The 14,038-nt window shown below is 70.7% G+C and carries 13 protein-coding genes and 1 tRNA gene; 11 read left to right on the top strand and 3 right to left on the bottom strand.

Annotation, left to right across the window (positions count from 1 at the left end; all coding sequences use genetic code 11):
* The first annotated feature begins 319 nt into the window (after nucleotides 1-319).
* The 6 genes from ispD (at nucleotide 320) to ACTWOL_RS17235 (ending at nucleotide 6,761) form a co-directional block, all read left to right on the top strand.
* Nucleotides 320-1,066: a 2-C-methyl-D-erythritol 4-phosphate cytidylyltransferase gene (gene ispD / locus ACTWOL_RS17260; RefSeq protein WP_474297623.1), complete on the top strand. Its 747-nt coding sequence runs from the start codon at nucleotides 320-322 to the stop codon at nucleotides 1,064-1,066.
* Between the two features lie 43 nt (nucleotides 1,067-1,109).
* Nucleotides 1,110-1,580, top strand: a complete 471-nt coding sequence (ispF, locus tag ACTWOL_RS17255; RefSeq protein ID WP_474301181.1) for a 2-C-methyl-D-erythritol 2,4-cyclodiphosphate synthase — start codon at nucleotides 1,110-1,112, stop codon at nucleotides 1,578-1,580.
* Between the two features lie 91 nt (nucleotides 1,581-1,671).
* On the top strand, nucleotides 1,672-2,079 hold the full coding sequence (locus ACTWOL_RS17250; RefSeq protein WP_474297622.1) for a PPOX class F420-dependent oxidoreductase: 408 nt from the start codon (nucleotides 1,672-1,674) through the stop codon (nucleotides 2,077-2,079).
* 84 nt (nucleotides 2,080-2,163) lie between these two features.
* Nucleotides 2,164-3,564 (top strand): cysteine--tRNA ligase, encoded by a 1,401-nt coding sequence (cysS, locus tag ACTWOL_RS17245; protein WP_474297621.1) that lies wholly within the window; start codon nucleotides 2,164-2,166, stop codon nucleotides 3,562-3,564.
* A gap of 160 nt (nucleotides 3,565-3,724) precedes the next feature.
* Nucleotides 3,725-4,675: a 23S rRNA (guanosine(2251)-2'-O)-methyltransferase RlmB gene (gene rlmB, locus ACTWOL_RS17240; protein ID WP_474297620.1), complete on the top strand. Its 951-nt coding sequence runs from the start codon at nucleotides 3,725-3,727 to the stop codon at nucleotides 4,673-4,675.
* A gap of 166 nt (nucleotides 4,676-4,841) precedes the next feature.
* On the top strand, nucleotides 4,842-6,761 hold the full coding sequence (locus tag ACTWOL_RS17235) for a DoxX family membrane protein (RefSeq protein WP_474297619.1): 1,920 nt from the start codon (nucleotides 4,842-4,844) through the stop codon (nucleotides 6,759-6,761).
* Between the two features lie 209 nt (nucleotides 6,762-6,970).
* Here ACTWOL_RS17235 and ACTWOL_RS17230 read toward each other — a convergent pair whose 3' ends face one another.
* The 3 genes from ACTWOL_RS17230 to ACTWOL_RS17220 all read right to left on the bottom strand — a co-directional run bounded on the left by ACTWOL_RS17230 (nucleotide 6,971) and on the right by ACTWOL_RS17220 (nucleotide 9,537).
* On the bottom strand, nucleotides 6,971-7,687 hold the full coding sequence (locus tag ACTWOL_RS17230; RefSeq protein ID WP_474297618.1) for a nucleotidyltransferase family protein: 717 nt from the start codon (nucleotides 7,685-7,687) through the stop codon (nucleotides 6,971-6,973).
* Between the two features lie 67 nt (nucleotides 7,688-7,754).
* Nucleotides 7,755-8,177, bottom strand: coding sequence for a hypothetical protein (locus ACTWOL_RS17225; protein ID WP_474297617.1), 423 nt, complete (start codon nucleotides 8,175-8,177; stop codon nucleotides 7,755-7,757).
* 223 nt (nucleotides 8,178-8,400) lie between these two features.
* Complete coding sequence (locus tag ACTWOL_RS17220; protein ID WP_474297616.1) at nucleotides 8,401-9,537, bottom strand: ABC transporter ATP-binding protein; 1,137 nt, start codon at nucleotides 9,535-9,537, stop codon at nucleotides 8,401-8,403.
* 304 nt (nucleotides 9,538-9,841) lie between these two features.
* Here ACTWOL_RS17220 and ACTWOL_RS17215 point away from each other — a divergent pair, with 304 nt between their 5' ends.
* The 5 genes from ACTWOL_RS17215 (at nucleotide 9,842) to ACTWOL_RS17195 (ending at nucleotide 14,032) form a co-directional block, all read left to right on the top strand.
* Nucleotides 9,842-10,258, top strand: a complete 417-nt coding sequence (locus ACTWOL_RS17215; protein ID WP_474297615.1) for a YciI family protein — start codon at nucleotides 9,842-9,844, stop codon at nucleotides 10,256-10,258.
* Nucleotides 10,258-11,496, top strand: a complete 1,239-nt coding sequence (locus tag ACTWOL_RS17210; protein WP_474301180.1) for an RNA polymerase sigma factor — start codon at nucleotides 10,258-10,260, stop codon at nucleotides 11,494-11,496. The genes ACTWOL_RS17215 and ACTWOL_RS17210 overlap by 1 nt, the downstream gene beginning before the upstream one ends.
* A gap of 182 nt (nucleotides 11,497-11,678) precedes the next feature.
* Nucleotides 11,679-11,752: transfer RNA gene (locus tag ACTWOL_RS17205), tRNA-Thr, on the top strand.
* Between the two features lie 367 nt (nucleotides 11,753-12,119).
* Nucleotides 12,120-13,064, top strand: coding sequence for an ABC transporter ATP-binding protein (locus ACTWOL_RS17200; RefSeq protein WP_474297614.1), 945 nt, complete (start codon nucleotides 12,120-12,122; stop codon nucleotides 13,062-13,064).
* The gene (locus ACTWOL_RS17195) at nucleotides 13,061-14,032 is read left to right on the top strand and encodes a hypothetical protein (protein WP_474297613.1); all 972 of its coding nucleotides are present in this window, start codon (nucleotides 13,061-13,063) and stop codon (nucleotides 14,030-14,032) included. The genes ACTWOL_RS17200 and ACTWOL_RS17195 overlap by 4 nt, the downstream gene beginning before the upstream one ends.
* Nucleotides 14,033-14,038: the final 6 nt, after the last annotated feature.

Raw genomic sequence — 14,038 nt, 5'->3', positions numbered from 1 at the left:
CGCACGTCCCGCGCGCCGTCCCTGCCCAGCGTCCCCTGTAATCCCCGAGTACGAGTAGCCCTGATAGCCCCGACTTCCCCCGTCCGTCCCCGAGCCATGGCGTGGGCCCGGCATTCCGGGCCCGGGTGACCGGCGCAGCACGCTCGACCAGTCGTCACGGAAGGGTCCGGTCGAGCGTCGTGGCCGGCAGTCCCCAACCTACGGTTGGGGCGTACGCCCAGGCCATACCCACATCGGCCGAGGACACAAACCTGACCGCGCCCACCTAGGTCCTGGTCATGCCAAATCGGGGGCGTCCCCGACCACCGGAGTGGAACCGATGTCAGACCCCACACGCCCCGGCCGCACCGCCGCGGTGATCCCCGCGGCAGGCCGGGGTGTTCGGCTCGGCCCAGGCGCCCCCAAGGCGCTCCGCGCACTCAACGGCACCCCCATGCTGATCCACGCCGTACGGGCCATGGCCGCCGCCAGAGCGGTCGCGCTCGTCGTCGTGGTCGCTCCGCCGGACGGAGCCGCCGACGTCAAGAACCTGCTCGACGCGCACGCGCTGCCCGAGAGGACCGACTATCTGGTCGTGCCGGGCGGCGAAACCCGCCAGGAGTCCGTGCGCCTCGGCCTCGCCGCCCTGCCCGAGGCGATCACCACGGTCCTGGTGCACGACGCGGCCCGCCCGCTCGTCCCCGTCGACACCGTGGACGCGGTGATCGAGGCCGTACGGGAAGGCGCTCCGGCCGTCGTGCCCGCACTGCCGGTCGCCGACACCGTCAAGCAGGTCGAACCGCGTGAGAAGGGCCGGCCGGAGCCGGTAGTCGCGACCCCGGAGCGGGCCGTGCTGCGTGCCGTGCAGACCCCCCAGGGCTTCGACCGCGACACGCTCGTCCGCGCCCACGAGACCTTCACCGTGTCCGGTGAGGGCGCCACCGACGACGCCGGGATGGTCGAGCGGCTCGGAGTGCCCGTCGTGGTCGTCCCCGGGCACGAGGAGGCGTTCAAGGTGACCCGGCCGCTCGACCTCGTCCTCGCCGAGGCCGTACTCGCCCGCAGGAGGGCCAACGATGGCTTCTGAGACCCCCCTGACCCCCGCGACCGACGTGTCCGCCGTGACGGCGATGCCCCGCATCGGCATCGGCACCGACGTCCATGCCTTCGAGCCCGGCCGCGAACTGTGGTGCGCGGGTCTCCTGTGGCCCGGCGAGGACGGCCTCGCCGGGCACTCGGACGGAGACGTGGCCGCCCATGCCGCCTGCGACGCGCTGTTCTCGGCGGCCGGTGCCGGAGACCTCGGCGCCCACTTCGGCACCGGACGACCCGAGTGGTCCGGCGCGTCCGGGTTCGCCCTGCTCACGGAGGCCGCCCGGATCGTCCGTGCCGAGGGCTACGAGATCGGGAACATCGCCGTCCAGGTCGTCGGCGTACGACCGAAGATCGGCAAGCGCCGCGACGAGGCTCAGAAGGCGCTGAGCGCCGCGGCCGGCGCGCCGGTCTCCGTCTCCGGAACCACCACCGACGGTCTCGGGCTCACCGGCAGGGCCGAAGGGCTGGCAGCGATCGCCACGGCGCTCGTCTTCCGCGCGTCCTGACGAGGTGCGGGGCGGCGGGTGGGGTAGACGCGGTGGTGACGCATGAGGATTTCTGCGCACCGCGTGCACCGAGTTTCAGGAGGACAGCAGCGTGACCGCCTCGCTCAGCGACAAGCTCAAGGCACTGCTCGACCGGCCCCAGTTCGTGAACCTCGCCACCATCCAGCCCGACGGAAGCCCGCAGGTGTCTCCCGTCTGGGTGAAGCGCGACGGCGACGACCTGCTGGTCTCCACCACCGTCGGACGCCGCAAGGAGCAGAACATGCGGCGCGACCCCCGGGTGACCGTGCTCGTCCAGCCCTTCGACGAGCCGTACACCTACGGCGAGATCCGCGGCACGGCCGCCCTCACCGGCGAGGGCGGCCAGGAGCTGATCAACGACCTGTCCATCAAGTACACCGGCAAGCCGTATGCCGAGTTCAACCCGGCGTCGGGTGAGGACGCGCCCCGCGTGGTCGTCCGGATCACCCCGCGCAAGGTCGTCGGCGCCCTCGCCTGAGCCGCCCGCGGCACCGTGGTCACAATCCGGCCCCGCGCCCCCGAGGGGCGCGGGGCACCACTGCCGTGCCACTACTCTTGAGTGGTGACTATTCGGCTGTACGACACCAACGCCCGGCAGATCCGCGACTTCGTCCCGCTCACGCCGGGCTGTGTCTCGATCTACCTCTGTGGCGCCACCGTGCAGTCCGCCCCGCACATCGGGCACATCAGGTCGGGGCTGAACTTCGACATCATGCGCCGCTGGTTCCAATACCGCGGCTACGACGTCATGTTCGTGCGCAACGTGACGGACATCGACGACAAGATCATCGCCAAGGCGGCTCTCCAGAACCGGCCCTGGTGGGCGATCGGTTACGAGAACGAGCGCGCCTTCAACAGGGGCTACGACGTCCTCGGCTGCCTGCCGCCCACCGTCGAGCCGCGCGCCACCGGCCATGTCACCGAGATGGTCGAGATGATGCGCGGCCTCATCGAGCGCGGCCACGCCTACGCGGCCGACGGCAACGTCTACTTCGACGTGCGCTCCTTCCCCGGCTATCTCGAACTGTCCAACCAGGACCTCGACGATCTGCTCCAGCCGTCCGGCGAGGGCGAGACCGGCAAGCGTGACCCGCGGGACTTCGCCATGTGGAAGGCCGCCAAGCCCGGCGAGCCGTCCTGGGAGACCCCCTGGGGCCGGGGGCGTCCGGGCTGGCACCTCGAGTGCTCGGCCATGGCGCACAAGTACCTGGGCAGCGCCTTCGACATCCACGGCGGCGGGATCGACCTGGTCTTCCCCCACCACGAGAACGAGATCGCGCAGGCCAAGGCCTTCGGCGACGACTTCGCCACCTACTGGGTGCACAACGCCTGGGTGACCCTCAGCGGCGAGAAGATGTCGAAGTCGCTGGGCAACTCGGTGCTGGTGAGCGAGATGGTCAAGCAGTGGCGGCCCATCGTGCTGCGCTACTACCTGGGCACCCCGCACTACCGCTCGATGATCGAGTACAGCGAGGAGGCCCTGCGCGAGGCCGAGTCGGCGTTCGCGCGCATCGAGGGCTTCGTCCAGCGGGTCACCGAGAAGGCGGGGGGCGTCGTCGAGCCCGCCGCCGAGGTGCCGCTCTCCTTCGCGGAGGCCATGGACGACGACCTCGGGGTGCCGCAGGCGCTCGCGATCATCCACACCACGGTGCGGCAGGGCAACTCGGCACTGGCCGCCGACGACAAGGACGCCGCCGTCGCACGTGCGGCCGAGGTCCGGGCCATGCTCGGCGTCCTCGGCCTCGATCCGCTGGACCCGCACTGGGCGGGCGAGGCGGACCGAGGCGAGGACCTGCACGGTGTCGTCGACACGCTCGTACGCCTCGTACTGCAGCAGCGCGAGTCGGCCAGGGCGCGCAAGGACTGGGTCACGGCCGACGCGATCCGCGACCAGCTGGGCCAGTCCGGGCTCGTCATCGAGGACGGTCCTGACGGCCCGCGCTGGACGCTCGGACCGCGCTGACCAGCGACGGTGTGCCGCCCGGGGCTCCGGGCGGCACACTTTGTTACGTACACACGCACGAGATACACGCACGAAGAAGACGCAGACGCGCATAGACGTGGCCACGCGAAGGCGCGGGCAAGCACGCGACAGCGCGCGAGATCCAGGGAAACAGGTAGTCATGGCCGGGAACAGCCAGCGCAGGAACCGTCGCACGTCCAACAAGAAGGGCGCGACGGTCGGCAGCGGTGGCAAGCGGCGCCGCGGCCTCGAGGGCAAGGGCCCGACCCCGCCCGCTTCCGCGCGCAAGGGTCATGCGAAGAACCGGGTCGCCAACGCGAAGGCCAAGCAGGCCCAGCGCCGGCCCGTCGCCCGCCGAGGCGGCAAGGGCTCGTCGGAGATGGTCGTCGGCCGCAACCCCGTCTTCGAGGCACTGCGCGACGGCGTGCCCGCGACGACGCTGTACGTCCAGCAGTTCATCGACAACGACGAGCGGGTCCGTGAGGCCCTGCAGCTCGCCGGGCAGCGCGGCAACATCCACCTGATGGAGGCGCCGCGCGCCGAGCTGGACCGGATGACCGGCGGCCTGAACCACCAGGGCCTCGTCCTGCAGGTCCCGCCCTACGAGTACGCCCACCCCGAGGACCTCGCCGCCGCCGCCTTCGACGACGGTGAGGACCCGCTGATCGTCGCACTCGACGGTGTCACCGACCCGCGCAACCTCGGCGCGGTCGTCCGCTCCGTCGCCGCCTTCGGCGGACACGGAGTCGTCGTACCGGAGCGCCGCGCGGCGGGCATGACCGCCGGCGCCTGGAAGACGTCCGCCGGCACCGCGGCCCGCACCCCGGTCGCCCGCGCCACCAACCTCACCCGGGCCCTCGAGGCGTACCAGAAGGCCGGCATCACCGTCGTCGGTCTCGCCGCGGACGGCGAGATGGAGATCGGCGACCTCGAGGCGCTGGGCGGCCCGGTCGTCATCGTCGTCGGCAGCGAGGGCAAGGGACTGTCCCGGCTCGTCGGCGAGACCTGCGACTTCCGGGTGCGCATCCCGATGCCGGGCGGCGCGGAGTCCCTCAACGCGGGCGTCGCGGCAGGCGTGGTGCTGTACGAGGCGGCGCGCCGCAGGGGCTGACCGGCGGGAACGTACGAACGCCCTTCGTGCGCTTCGCCGAAGCGGGCCACGGGCGTTCCGCGGTCGAACGCGGGTTCCCGGGCCTGGGGTTATGGGGCGATCTTGACGGGCCTCGGACATTCCGGAGCCGTCAAGGCAGTGTCCTAACGACAAGTCACTCGGTTAGATGAGTGTGGACACCAGAACGCCCCGGCCCGGGTTCGACGAGACGCCCTTGAGCATGGTCAAGGTGAACTGCGATCCCGCGCAGGTCATCGTGAACCACGCCAGCTTCCGGGTGAAGCTCGGACAGAGCCATGCCACGCGCGGTGCGCGTGCGATGGCCGACACCGCCAGGATCCCCGCGGTCGGTGGCACCGGCACGACGACGCGCCGTCGTACGCCCGTTGTGTGGAGCGGGAGATCCGCTCCGGGTGACCCCGGCGCGACCGGTCTCCTGCAGGCCGTGCGCAATTCCGGTTCCGCGCACACGGACACGCACACGGACACGCATGCGGGTGGCTGCGCGGGCGCCTTCGGCGGGACGGGCTACCCAGGGTCCGGTTACGACGAGCGGGGCTACGGCGGGGCGGACTACGGCCGTTCCGACCTCGGTGGATCCGACTTCGGCCGCTCCGAGTTCGACCGGCCCGACTACGGCCGTTCTGACTACGACCGTGCCGACTACGACCGTTCCGACTTCGGACGGTCGGACTTCGGACGGTCCGAGTTCGGCAGGACCGACGAGTTCGGCAGGACGGACTACGCGGGCACGGACTACGCGGGCACGGACTACGCGGGGACGGACTACGCCCCGACCGATCTCACCGGCGGAGCCACCCAGGTCATCCCACGGGTCGGCCTCGCCGGGGGCTCGGGCGACGAGACCAGGCCCCTGCCCGCCACGGGCGGCCAGGGCCCGCTCCTGCCGCCGATGCGGCGCCCCGAGGGCGCCTACGACGCGTACGAGCCGTACGGCCAGGAAGCCGAGGAGGAGCCCGACTTCGCCGGCCCGCCCCTCCCCCGGCGAGGGACCGCAGCGGACGCCGGTGTGCGCCACGCCTACTACCCGGGTCGCCGGATGAACCTCGGCGTGGTCCTGCTTCCGCTCCGGGTGTTCCTCGGCTTCATCTCGATCTACGCAGGCATGGGCAAGCTCTGCGACCCCGTCTACTTCGACGGCGGCGAGCGCGGCTCCATGGTCAAGTGGCTGCACTCGCTGGACCCCTGGGCGCTCGCCGAGCCGTTGCGTGACTTCGCCCTCTCGCACCCGGTCGGCGCGGGCCTCACCGTGGCGTTTCTCCAGGTCGTCGTGGGCGTGCTCACCGTGCTCGGACTCTGGCAGCGCGTCGCCGCCGTCGTCGGCACCCTGCTCTCCGCGGCACTGATCATGACGGTGAGCTGGCGTAACGCCCCGGTCTACGACGCACCGGACATCATGAACCTCGCCGCCTGGTCCCCGCTGATCATCGCCGGCGCCCCCGTCTACTCCGTCGACGGACGTCTCGCCGGCGAAGCCTGGCGCAAGCTCGGCCCGCGCTCCGAGCTGAGGGATCTGCGCCGCCGGGTGCTCCGGCGCGGTGGGGTGCTCGCCGCCGTCGTCGTCGGGCTGACACTGCTGGTCGGCTCGATCCTGGGCGGTGCCGTGCGCTCCACGGAGCTGGTGACCGTACCCGGCCCGAACGCGGACCCCACCAACCACCTCCCCGGCTCCCCGCTGCCCAGGGAATCGGGCGAGCGCAGCCCGTCCCACAAGGCCGAGCGGCGGCCCGAACGGGCCAAGGGCGAGACGGGCAGCCCCGCGGCCGATGAGACCGAGCCGTCCGAGGCCGTCAGGGAGACCGAGGGCACCGGACAGGAAGGCACCCCCACCGAATCGCAGGGCGCGGGCCGCCAGGGGCAGTCTTCGGACGAGTCGCAGCCGGCCGAGCCCCCGTCCGGAAGCTCGGTCCCCTCGACGGGTGGTGGTTCCGGGCCCGGCGGAAGCGGCTCTGGAGGCGGTGGCAACACGGGCGGCGGTCCCGGTGACGGACCCGCCCGTGGCGGTGGCACCGGCGGCGGGAACGGCGGAGGCAACCACAACCCGATCGGCGGCCTCCTGGGCTGACGCCCTCGGCCCCGGCCACCGGCAGGGAGTGCGCCGGCTCTGTGCCGGTGGTGTACGGACGCGGCATGCCGACGCCCGGGGCCGCTCGGGCCCCGGGCGCAAATGGACGGCTGTCGCTCAGGATGTGGCACAGGACGGGCGGGTGCGCACTCAAGAGGTGCGCACTCATGAGGTGTGCAGTGAAGGGGTGTGCGGTGAAGGGGCGCGTCTCAGGACGCGTGCGCCGCCAGCTCCTTCGCGGCCTCCGTGAGGTCCTTCGCGGTGTCGATGGCCCGCCAGTACGCCCCCTGCGGCAGCGGGAACCCGGCCAGCGCACGCTCCCGCGCCAGCCTCGGAAACGTCGTGCGCTCGTGATCGCCCCGGTCCGGAAGCAGATCCGTGAACTCCGGCGAGAACACGTACACACCCGCGTTGATGAGATACGGCGACGGCGGCGACTCGATGAAGTCGAGCACGTGCCCGAACTCGTCGGTCTCCACGGCACCCCAAGGAATCCGGGGACGGGCGAGGGCAAGCGTCGCCGCGGCGTCCCGCTCGGCATGGAACGCGGCCATCTCGCGCAGCGAGAAGCGGGTCCAGATGTCGCCGTTGGTCGCGTACCAGGGCTCGTCGGGGTGCGGAAGGCTCTTGGCCGCGTACTTGAGGCCGCCACCCCGGCCCAGCGGCTCCTCCTCGACGACGGTGGTGACACGCACCGGCAGCACGGCGCTGTCCAGCCACTCCTGGAGCACTTCGGCGAGATGCCCGCAGGAGACCACCACGTCGGTCACGCCCTCTTCGGCCAGCCAGGCAAGCTGATGGCCGATGATCGGAATCCCGGTACCGGGAATCTCGACCATCGGCTTGGGGCGGTCGTCGGTGTAGGGGCGCAGTCGCGAGCCCTGGCCGCCCGCCAGGACCACGGCCTGCGTCGGATACACATGCATACCGGCACGATATGCGGTGCCTTGTGGATCTCTTCGCCGGGTCCCGTGAACAGGGCGGCCGGCCGCGTCAGCTGCCCTGCGCCTGCTGGAAGACACCGGCGGCGAACGAGGTGTCGCACACGGGCCGGGAGTACGACTGCGCGCGCGCCGGACCGTAGTGCTCCACCGCCGCGCGGCCGAGCTCCCTGGCAATGGTCATGCAGTGACTGGCGAGCGAGGGCCGCTCCTCGACCTCACGCTGGAGGTGGGTCAGCGCGGTGTCAGGGTCTTTCTCCTGCAGCTCGGCGAGCAGCTTGTCGCGCAGAACGTCCTGCGGGGCGCGGGACCTGGAACTGACCGATACGTTCTCCGACGACGCGGTGAGCATCCGCGACTCGGTGGTGCGCCCGGCCCACGGGACGCTGGTGACCGCGAGAGTTCCGGAGAGCACCAGGACGACGGGCAGGACGAGGGCGAGAGTGCGGCCGATACGGCGGGCTGAGTGGGTCACGCAGGCGAGCGTAGCGGGCAGTAGTGATATGGCGACATTTGGTCACCCTTGCGAGGGATCGTTCGAGTGCATATTTCGAATCGGGTGTTGACGCGCAGGGGCGAACTGTCCGATCTGCCAGGGTATTTACTGGCATGCGTGAACGGTCCCCTCGCCGAAGCGAGGGGACCGTTCACCCAAGGCACTGGCCGCGCCCCGGCCGCGCGGGCCGGGGCGCACAGCGTCAGTCGCTGAGACGCTCACCCGTCGACGTCGAGAAGACATGGATCTCACCCGGCCGCGGAACCACGTGCAGCTCGGAACCCTTCTCCGGCACGTGCCGCCCGTTCACCCGGACCACCAGGTCCTTCAACTCGCCGCCCACCTGCGCGGACCCGTACACATAGCCGTCCGCGCCGAGCTCCTCGACGACGTTCACGGTCACGGCCAGACCGGCCGGCGCGTCCGCGGAGTCCTTCGTCAGCGACTGGGCCGCGTCGCCGTTCAGCTCCACCACGTCGAAGTGCTCGGGCCGCACACCGACCGTCACGGTCCGGTCGCCCTTGTCCGCGGCCGCGGACAGCGCCTCGCGCGAGACGGGCACGACGCTGTTCCCGAACCGCACACCGCCGTCGGCGATCGGCACCTCGACCAGGTTCATGGCCGGCGAGCCGATGAAGCCCGCGACGAACAGGTTCGCCGGACGGTCGTACATGTTCCGGGGCGTGTCGACCTGCTGCAGCAGACCGTCCTTCAGCACCGCCACCCGGTCGCCCATCGTCATGGCTTCGACCTGGTCGTGCGTCACGTACACCGTGGTGATCCCGAGGCGGCGCTGCAGCGACGCGATCTGCGTACGCGTCGACACGCGCAGCTTCGCGTCCAGGTTCGACAGGGGCTCGTCCATGAGGAACACCTGCGGCTCGCGCACGATCGCGCGCCCCATCGCCACCCGCTGCCGCTGGCCACCGGACAGCGCCTTGGGCTTGCGGTCCAGGTACTCGGTCAGGTCGAGGATCTTCGCCGCCTCCTCGACCTTCTGCCGGATGGTGGCCTTGTCGACGCCGGCGATCTTGAGCGCGAAGCCCATGTTGTCGGCGACGGACATATGCGGGTAGAGCGCGTAGTTCTGGAACACCATGGCGATGTCCCGGTCCTTCGGCGGGAGGTGGGTGACATCGCGGTCACCGATGCGAATGGCTCCGCCGTTGACGTCCTCGAGGCCCGCGAGCATGCGCAGGGAGGTCGACTTTCCGCAGCCCGAGGGGCCGACCAGAACGAGGAACTCGCCGTCCGCGATCTCGATGTCGAGCGCGTCGACGGCGGGCTTGGTGGAGCCCGGGTAGATCCGGGATGCCTTGTCAAAGGTGACAGTGGCCATGGTGATAGGTCCCCTCACCGGCAGGAACGTGCCGGACGATCCGAGTAAAGGAAGGATGGGTCTAGTCCACCAGGGTGAACTTCCAGGTGACGCTACCTGGCGATTTCGGTTCTGTCAGTAGCCGGAGGCAGAGCGGTTGCCTTTCCCGGGTCGCGATCAGCTTCACCGGCACGGTCCCGGGTGGCAGTGCCGTTCCGTGAGAGCCCGAAAAAGACCGGGCGGCGATGTCGAGAACCTGCGTCCGGCTCCGTCCCAGGGGTGAACGCGACCACAATGGGTCGCACGAGCACCGAGGAGAACCACGATGGCCAAGTACCTGCTGCTCAAGCACTACCGGGGCGCCCCGGCTGCGGTCAACGACGTGCCGATGGACCAGTGGAGCCCGGAGGAGATCTCGGCCCATGTGCGGTACATGAACGACTTCGCGGCCCGGCTGGAGAAGACGGGCGAGTTCGTCGACGGTCAGGCGCTCGCCCCCGAGGGAGCGTGGGTCCGCTACGACGGTGAGGGGCGGCCGCCGGTCACCGACGGACCGTTCGCGGAGACCAAGGACCTCGTCGCCGGCTGGATGATCATCGACGTCGACAGCTACGAGCGCGCCGTCGAGCTGGCCGGAGAGCTGTCGGCGGCCCCCGGGGCGGGCGGCAAGCCGATCCACGAGTGGCTGGAGGTGCGCCCGTTCCTGACCGCGCCGCCCACCATCACGGAGTGCCCTCACTGATGGACGAGGTCCTGCTCAGGAGCCTCACGCCGAGCGTGATCACCGTCCTCGTCCGCCGTGGAGCCGACTTCGCGGCGGCCGAGGACGCCGTGCAGGACGCTCTGGTCGAGGCGCTCCGGGTGTGGACGGCCGACCCCTCCCCAAGCTCTTCGATCAAGGGAGACCCCCTGCGGGATGCCAAGGGCTGGCTGGTCACGGTGGCCTGGCGCAAGTACCTCGACGCGACGCGCGCCGACACCGCCCGCCGCCGGCGTGAGGACCGCGTCGAGGGGGAGCCTGCGCCCGGGCCGGTGTCCGCGGTGGACGACACGCTCCAGCTCTACTTCCTGTGCGCCCACCCATCGTTGACCCCGGCATCGGCGGTCGCGCTCACGCTGCGTGCCGTCGGCGGGCTGACCACCCGCCAGATCGCCGAGGCCTACCTGGTGCCCGAGGCGACCATGGCGCAGCGGATCAGCCGGGCCAAGCGCACCCTCTCCGGCCATGGGGTCTCCCCTGCTCGAAGAGCTCGGGGAAGGTTCGACCGGCCCGGCGACGTCGCCAACGTGCTGCGCGTCCTCTATCTCGTCTTCAACGAGGGCTACTCCGGCGACGTCGACCTCGCCGCCGAGGCCATCCGGCTCACCCGGCAGCTGGCGGCCCGCATCGACCACCCCGAGGTGGCCGGGCTGCTCGCTCTCATGCTGCTCCACCACGCCCGGCGTGCCGCCCGGACCGCGTCCGACGGCAGCCTGGTGCCGCTCGCCGAGCAGGACCGCGGCCGGTGGGACACTGCGTTGATCGCCGAGGGCGTGGGGATCCTCCAGGCGGCCCTGGCTCGCGACCGGCTGGGCGAGTTCCAGGCTCAGGCCGCCATCGCGGCACTTCACGCCGACGCGCCCACCGCCGAGGAGACCGACTGGGTGCAGATCCTCGAGTGGTACGACGAGCTCACGCGCCTGACCGACAGCCCGGTCGTCCGGCTCAACCGCGCGGTCGCCGTCGGGGAGGCCGACGGACCGCGCGCCGGCCTGGCGGCACTCGCGGCGCTGGACGCCTCTTTTCCAAGCTCTTCGAGCAGGGAAAACCCCTTGCCCCGCCGTGCCGCGGTGGCGGCGTACCTCCACGAGCGCGACGGCGACCTGGCGACGGCGGCACGGCTGTACGCCGAGGCGGCCCACAAGGCCCCCAACCTCGCCGAGCGCGACCACCTGACGCGCCAGGCCGCCCGGCTCAACGCCCGCAGAGCTCTTCCCTGAGCCGCACGGCCTGCACCCCGGTAACGCTCTCCGCCATCGTCCCCCCGCGAGTCGATCATCGGAAACAGCACGTCAGTACTCCCGGCGAACGCATGGGCGGAAGATCACGAATCTCGTGGTCGGGGCAATTGGCGGCTGTGTACAGTGGGGGAGCCTTCGCGTACGGCAGCAAAATGCGCGATGCCTCCTTAGCTCAGCTGGCCAGAGCAACGCACTTGTAATGCGTAGGTCGTCGGTTCGAATCCGACAGGGGGCTCGGTGATACCCCCGCCTCGGTCTTCTCCGTGGTGGGGGTTTCTTGTTCGGTGGACACGGCGCCGAGGTGGGTGCGCGTTGCCCGGCCGTCCGCAGTCCGGCCCCCCGTTCTGGCCTCGGCCGCCCCCGGTATGCCGGAGGCGTTTGCCGGAGTGCCGCCGTTTCCTTCCTTCGTGTATGGGACCGTCCCGTCCTGCCTTCGCGTACGGGACCGTCCCGTCCTCCGCGCTGCCGTGCCCAGACCGCCCGGCCTCGCTTCGTGTCCCGTTCCGCCGGAGCCGTTTCGGGCGCGGCAGGGGTCCCTTGACACCCGCTTCCCCAGGACACCATGATTCCATTAATTGACTAATGGAATTGAGGCGAGGTGCGTGGCAGACACCAACACTGCGATCGGGACCTCTGGCGCCTGGGCGCTGGAGGCCCGGGGTCTGGGCAAGCGCTACCGTCGCGGCTGGGCCCTGCGCGACTGCTCCTTCCGGCTGCCGGCCGGTCGGATCTGCGGCCTCGTAGGGCCCAACGGCGCGGGCAAGAGCACGCTGCTCGGGCTGGCGACCCGTCAGGTACAGCCGACTGAAGGCGAATTGCGCATCTTCGGCGCATCCGTCGACGACCCGGCCGTGATGCCCAAGTTCGCGTTCCTCGGGCAGGACAAACCCCTGTTCAAGCGGTTCACCGTGGCGGACACCCTGCGCCTGGGGAGTGAGCTCAACCCCGGGTGGGATATGGCGGCGGCCGAGCGGATCGTGCGCTCGGGCAATGTCTCGCTGTCCGCCCGGATCGGTACGCTCTCCGGTGGTCAGCGCACCCGTGTCGCCTTCGCCCTCGCTTTCGGGAAGCGGCCCGACCTGCTGCTCCTGGACGAGCCGATGTCCGACCTCGACCCGCTGGCCCGCGACGAGATGAGCTCGCTGCTGATGTCGGAGGCCGTCGAGCGCGGGACGACGGTGGTGATGTCCTCGCACATGCTCGCCGAGCTGGAGGACATGTGCGACTACCTGCTCGTCCTGTCCGAAGGGCGGATCCGGCTGGCCGGTGACGCCGATGCGCTGGTCCCGGCCCACTCCGTGGTGACCGGGGTGACCCAGGACGGTTCCCTCCCGGCCGCACTCACCCGCCACACGGTGATCGAGAAGCGTGTCCAGGGCCGGCAGTTCCAGGCGCTGGTGCGGCGGGACGGCCCGGTCGACGGCGACTGGCAGATCTCCGAACCGAGCCTGGAAGAAGTGCTGCTCGCCCATCTCCGCGCACCGGACGCACCCCCGCTCTACACACCCGGCGCAGACATCGAGGCCGAAGGGACCAGGACCGCATGAGCACCACCCTGACCCGCACCACCACCGAACTCCGCTCCCGGCCAAGGGTGTTCCGCGGCCTGGCCTGGGTCGTGGTACGCCAGCACCGCGCCGCGCTGTACTGCGTCCTCGCCGTGATGCTCCTGTGCTCGGCCCTGATCGTGTACGAGCGCAGCGAGTTCATCCAGTTGCTCGACGCGGCCGGCTGGCCGGCGAAGGACGCCGAACCGTCGATCACGGGCAGCAAGGTCTATTCCTACATCGTTCTCGCCCTCGGCGGCCTGCCCTTCGTCCTCGCCGTCTTCCTCGGGGCGCCGCTGATCGCGGGCGATCAGGAGAGCGGCACGGTGCGGCTGGTCACCACCCAGTCCGTGTCCCGCAGCCGGTGGCTGATCGCCAAGCTCACGTTGTGCTTCTCGATGGCCCTGGCCCCCAGTCTGCTGCTCTCGGCTCTGTTCACCTGGTGGTGGGAGCCGCACCGCTCGGTCTTCCCCAACCAGTGGTACGACGGGGCGGTTTTCGACAACACCGGCCCCGTGCTGCCCGCACTCACCCTCTTCCTGACCGCCGCGGGCATCACGTTCGGAGCGCTGATCCGCCGCGTGCTCGGCGCCATGGTGGTCACGTTCGTCTTCTCCCTGGCCACCATGGCCGCCTGGGACGAACTGCGCCCGCACCTGGCCGCTTCCCGTTTGGTCACTTTTCCGCTGGCCGACAGCGTGCCCGGTCATCTGGGTGCCTACTACGAGCTGGACAACTGGGTCGCGACCGCTGACGGAGACCTCTTCGGCTATGGCACCTGTGCCAAGGCGACCGAGCAGGCCGCGATCGCCTGCGAAAAGGAGAAGGGCATCGTCAACTACGCCATCGAGTACCTCGGTTACGACCAGATGGCGGCCATGCAGTGGACCGGAGCAGGTGTGCTGCTCGCCGGAACTGCGATCCTCGTGGCGATCACGCTGTGGCGGGTCTCCCGGCGGCCTCTGTAGGGCGCA

This window comes from Micromonospora sp. IBHARD003 (genome assembly GCF_056106285.1).
The sequence above is the reverse complement of the archived record's forward strand: the minus strand, read 5'-3'. Positions and strand labels throughout refer to the sequence as shown.

What these genes read in the sequence shown, in the direction of transcription:
- ispD (WP_474297623.1), top strand. Translation starts at nt 320, where the DNA reads ATGTCAGACCCCACACGCCCCGGCCGCACCGCCGCGGTGATCCCCGCG.
- ispF (WP_474301181.1), top strand. Translation starts at nt 1,110, where the DNA reads ATGCCCCGCATCGGCATCGGCACCGACGTCCATGCCTTCGAGCCCGGC.
- rlmB (WP_474297620.1), top strand. Translation starts at nt 3,725, where the DNA reads ATGGCCGGGAACAGCCAGCGCAGGAACCGTCGCACGTCCAACAAGAAG.
- ACTWOL_RS17235 (WP_474297619.1), top strand. Translation starts at nt 4,842, where the DNA reads ATGAGTGTGGACACCAGAACGCCCCGGCCCGGGTTCGACGAGACGCCC.
- ACTWOL_RS17230 (WP_474297618.1), bottom strand. Translation starts at nt 7,687, where the DNA reads ATGCATGTGTATCCGACGCAGGCCGTGGTCCTGGCGGGCGGCCAGGGC.
- ACTWOL_RS17220 (WP_474297616.1), bottom strand. Translation starts at nt 9,537, where the DNA reads ATGGCCACTGTCACCTTTGACAAGGCATCCCGGATCTACCCGGGCTCC.
- ACTWOL_RS17215 (WP_474297615.1), top strand. Translation starts at nt 9,842, where the DNA reads ATGGCCAAGTACCTGCTGCTCAAGCACTACCGGGGCGCCCCGGCTGCG.
- ACTWOL_RS17210 (WP_474301180.1), top strand. Translation starts at nt 10,258, where the DNA reads ATGGACGAGGTCCTGCTCAGGAGCCTCACGCCGAGCGTGATCACCGTC.
- ACTWOL_RS17195 (WP_474297613.1), top strand. Translation starts at nt 13,061, where the DNA reads ATGAGCACCACCCTGACCCGCACCACCACCGAACTCCGCTCCCGGCCA.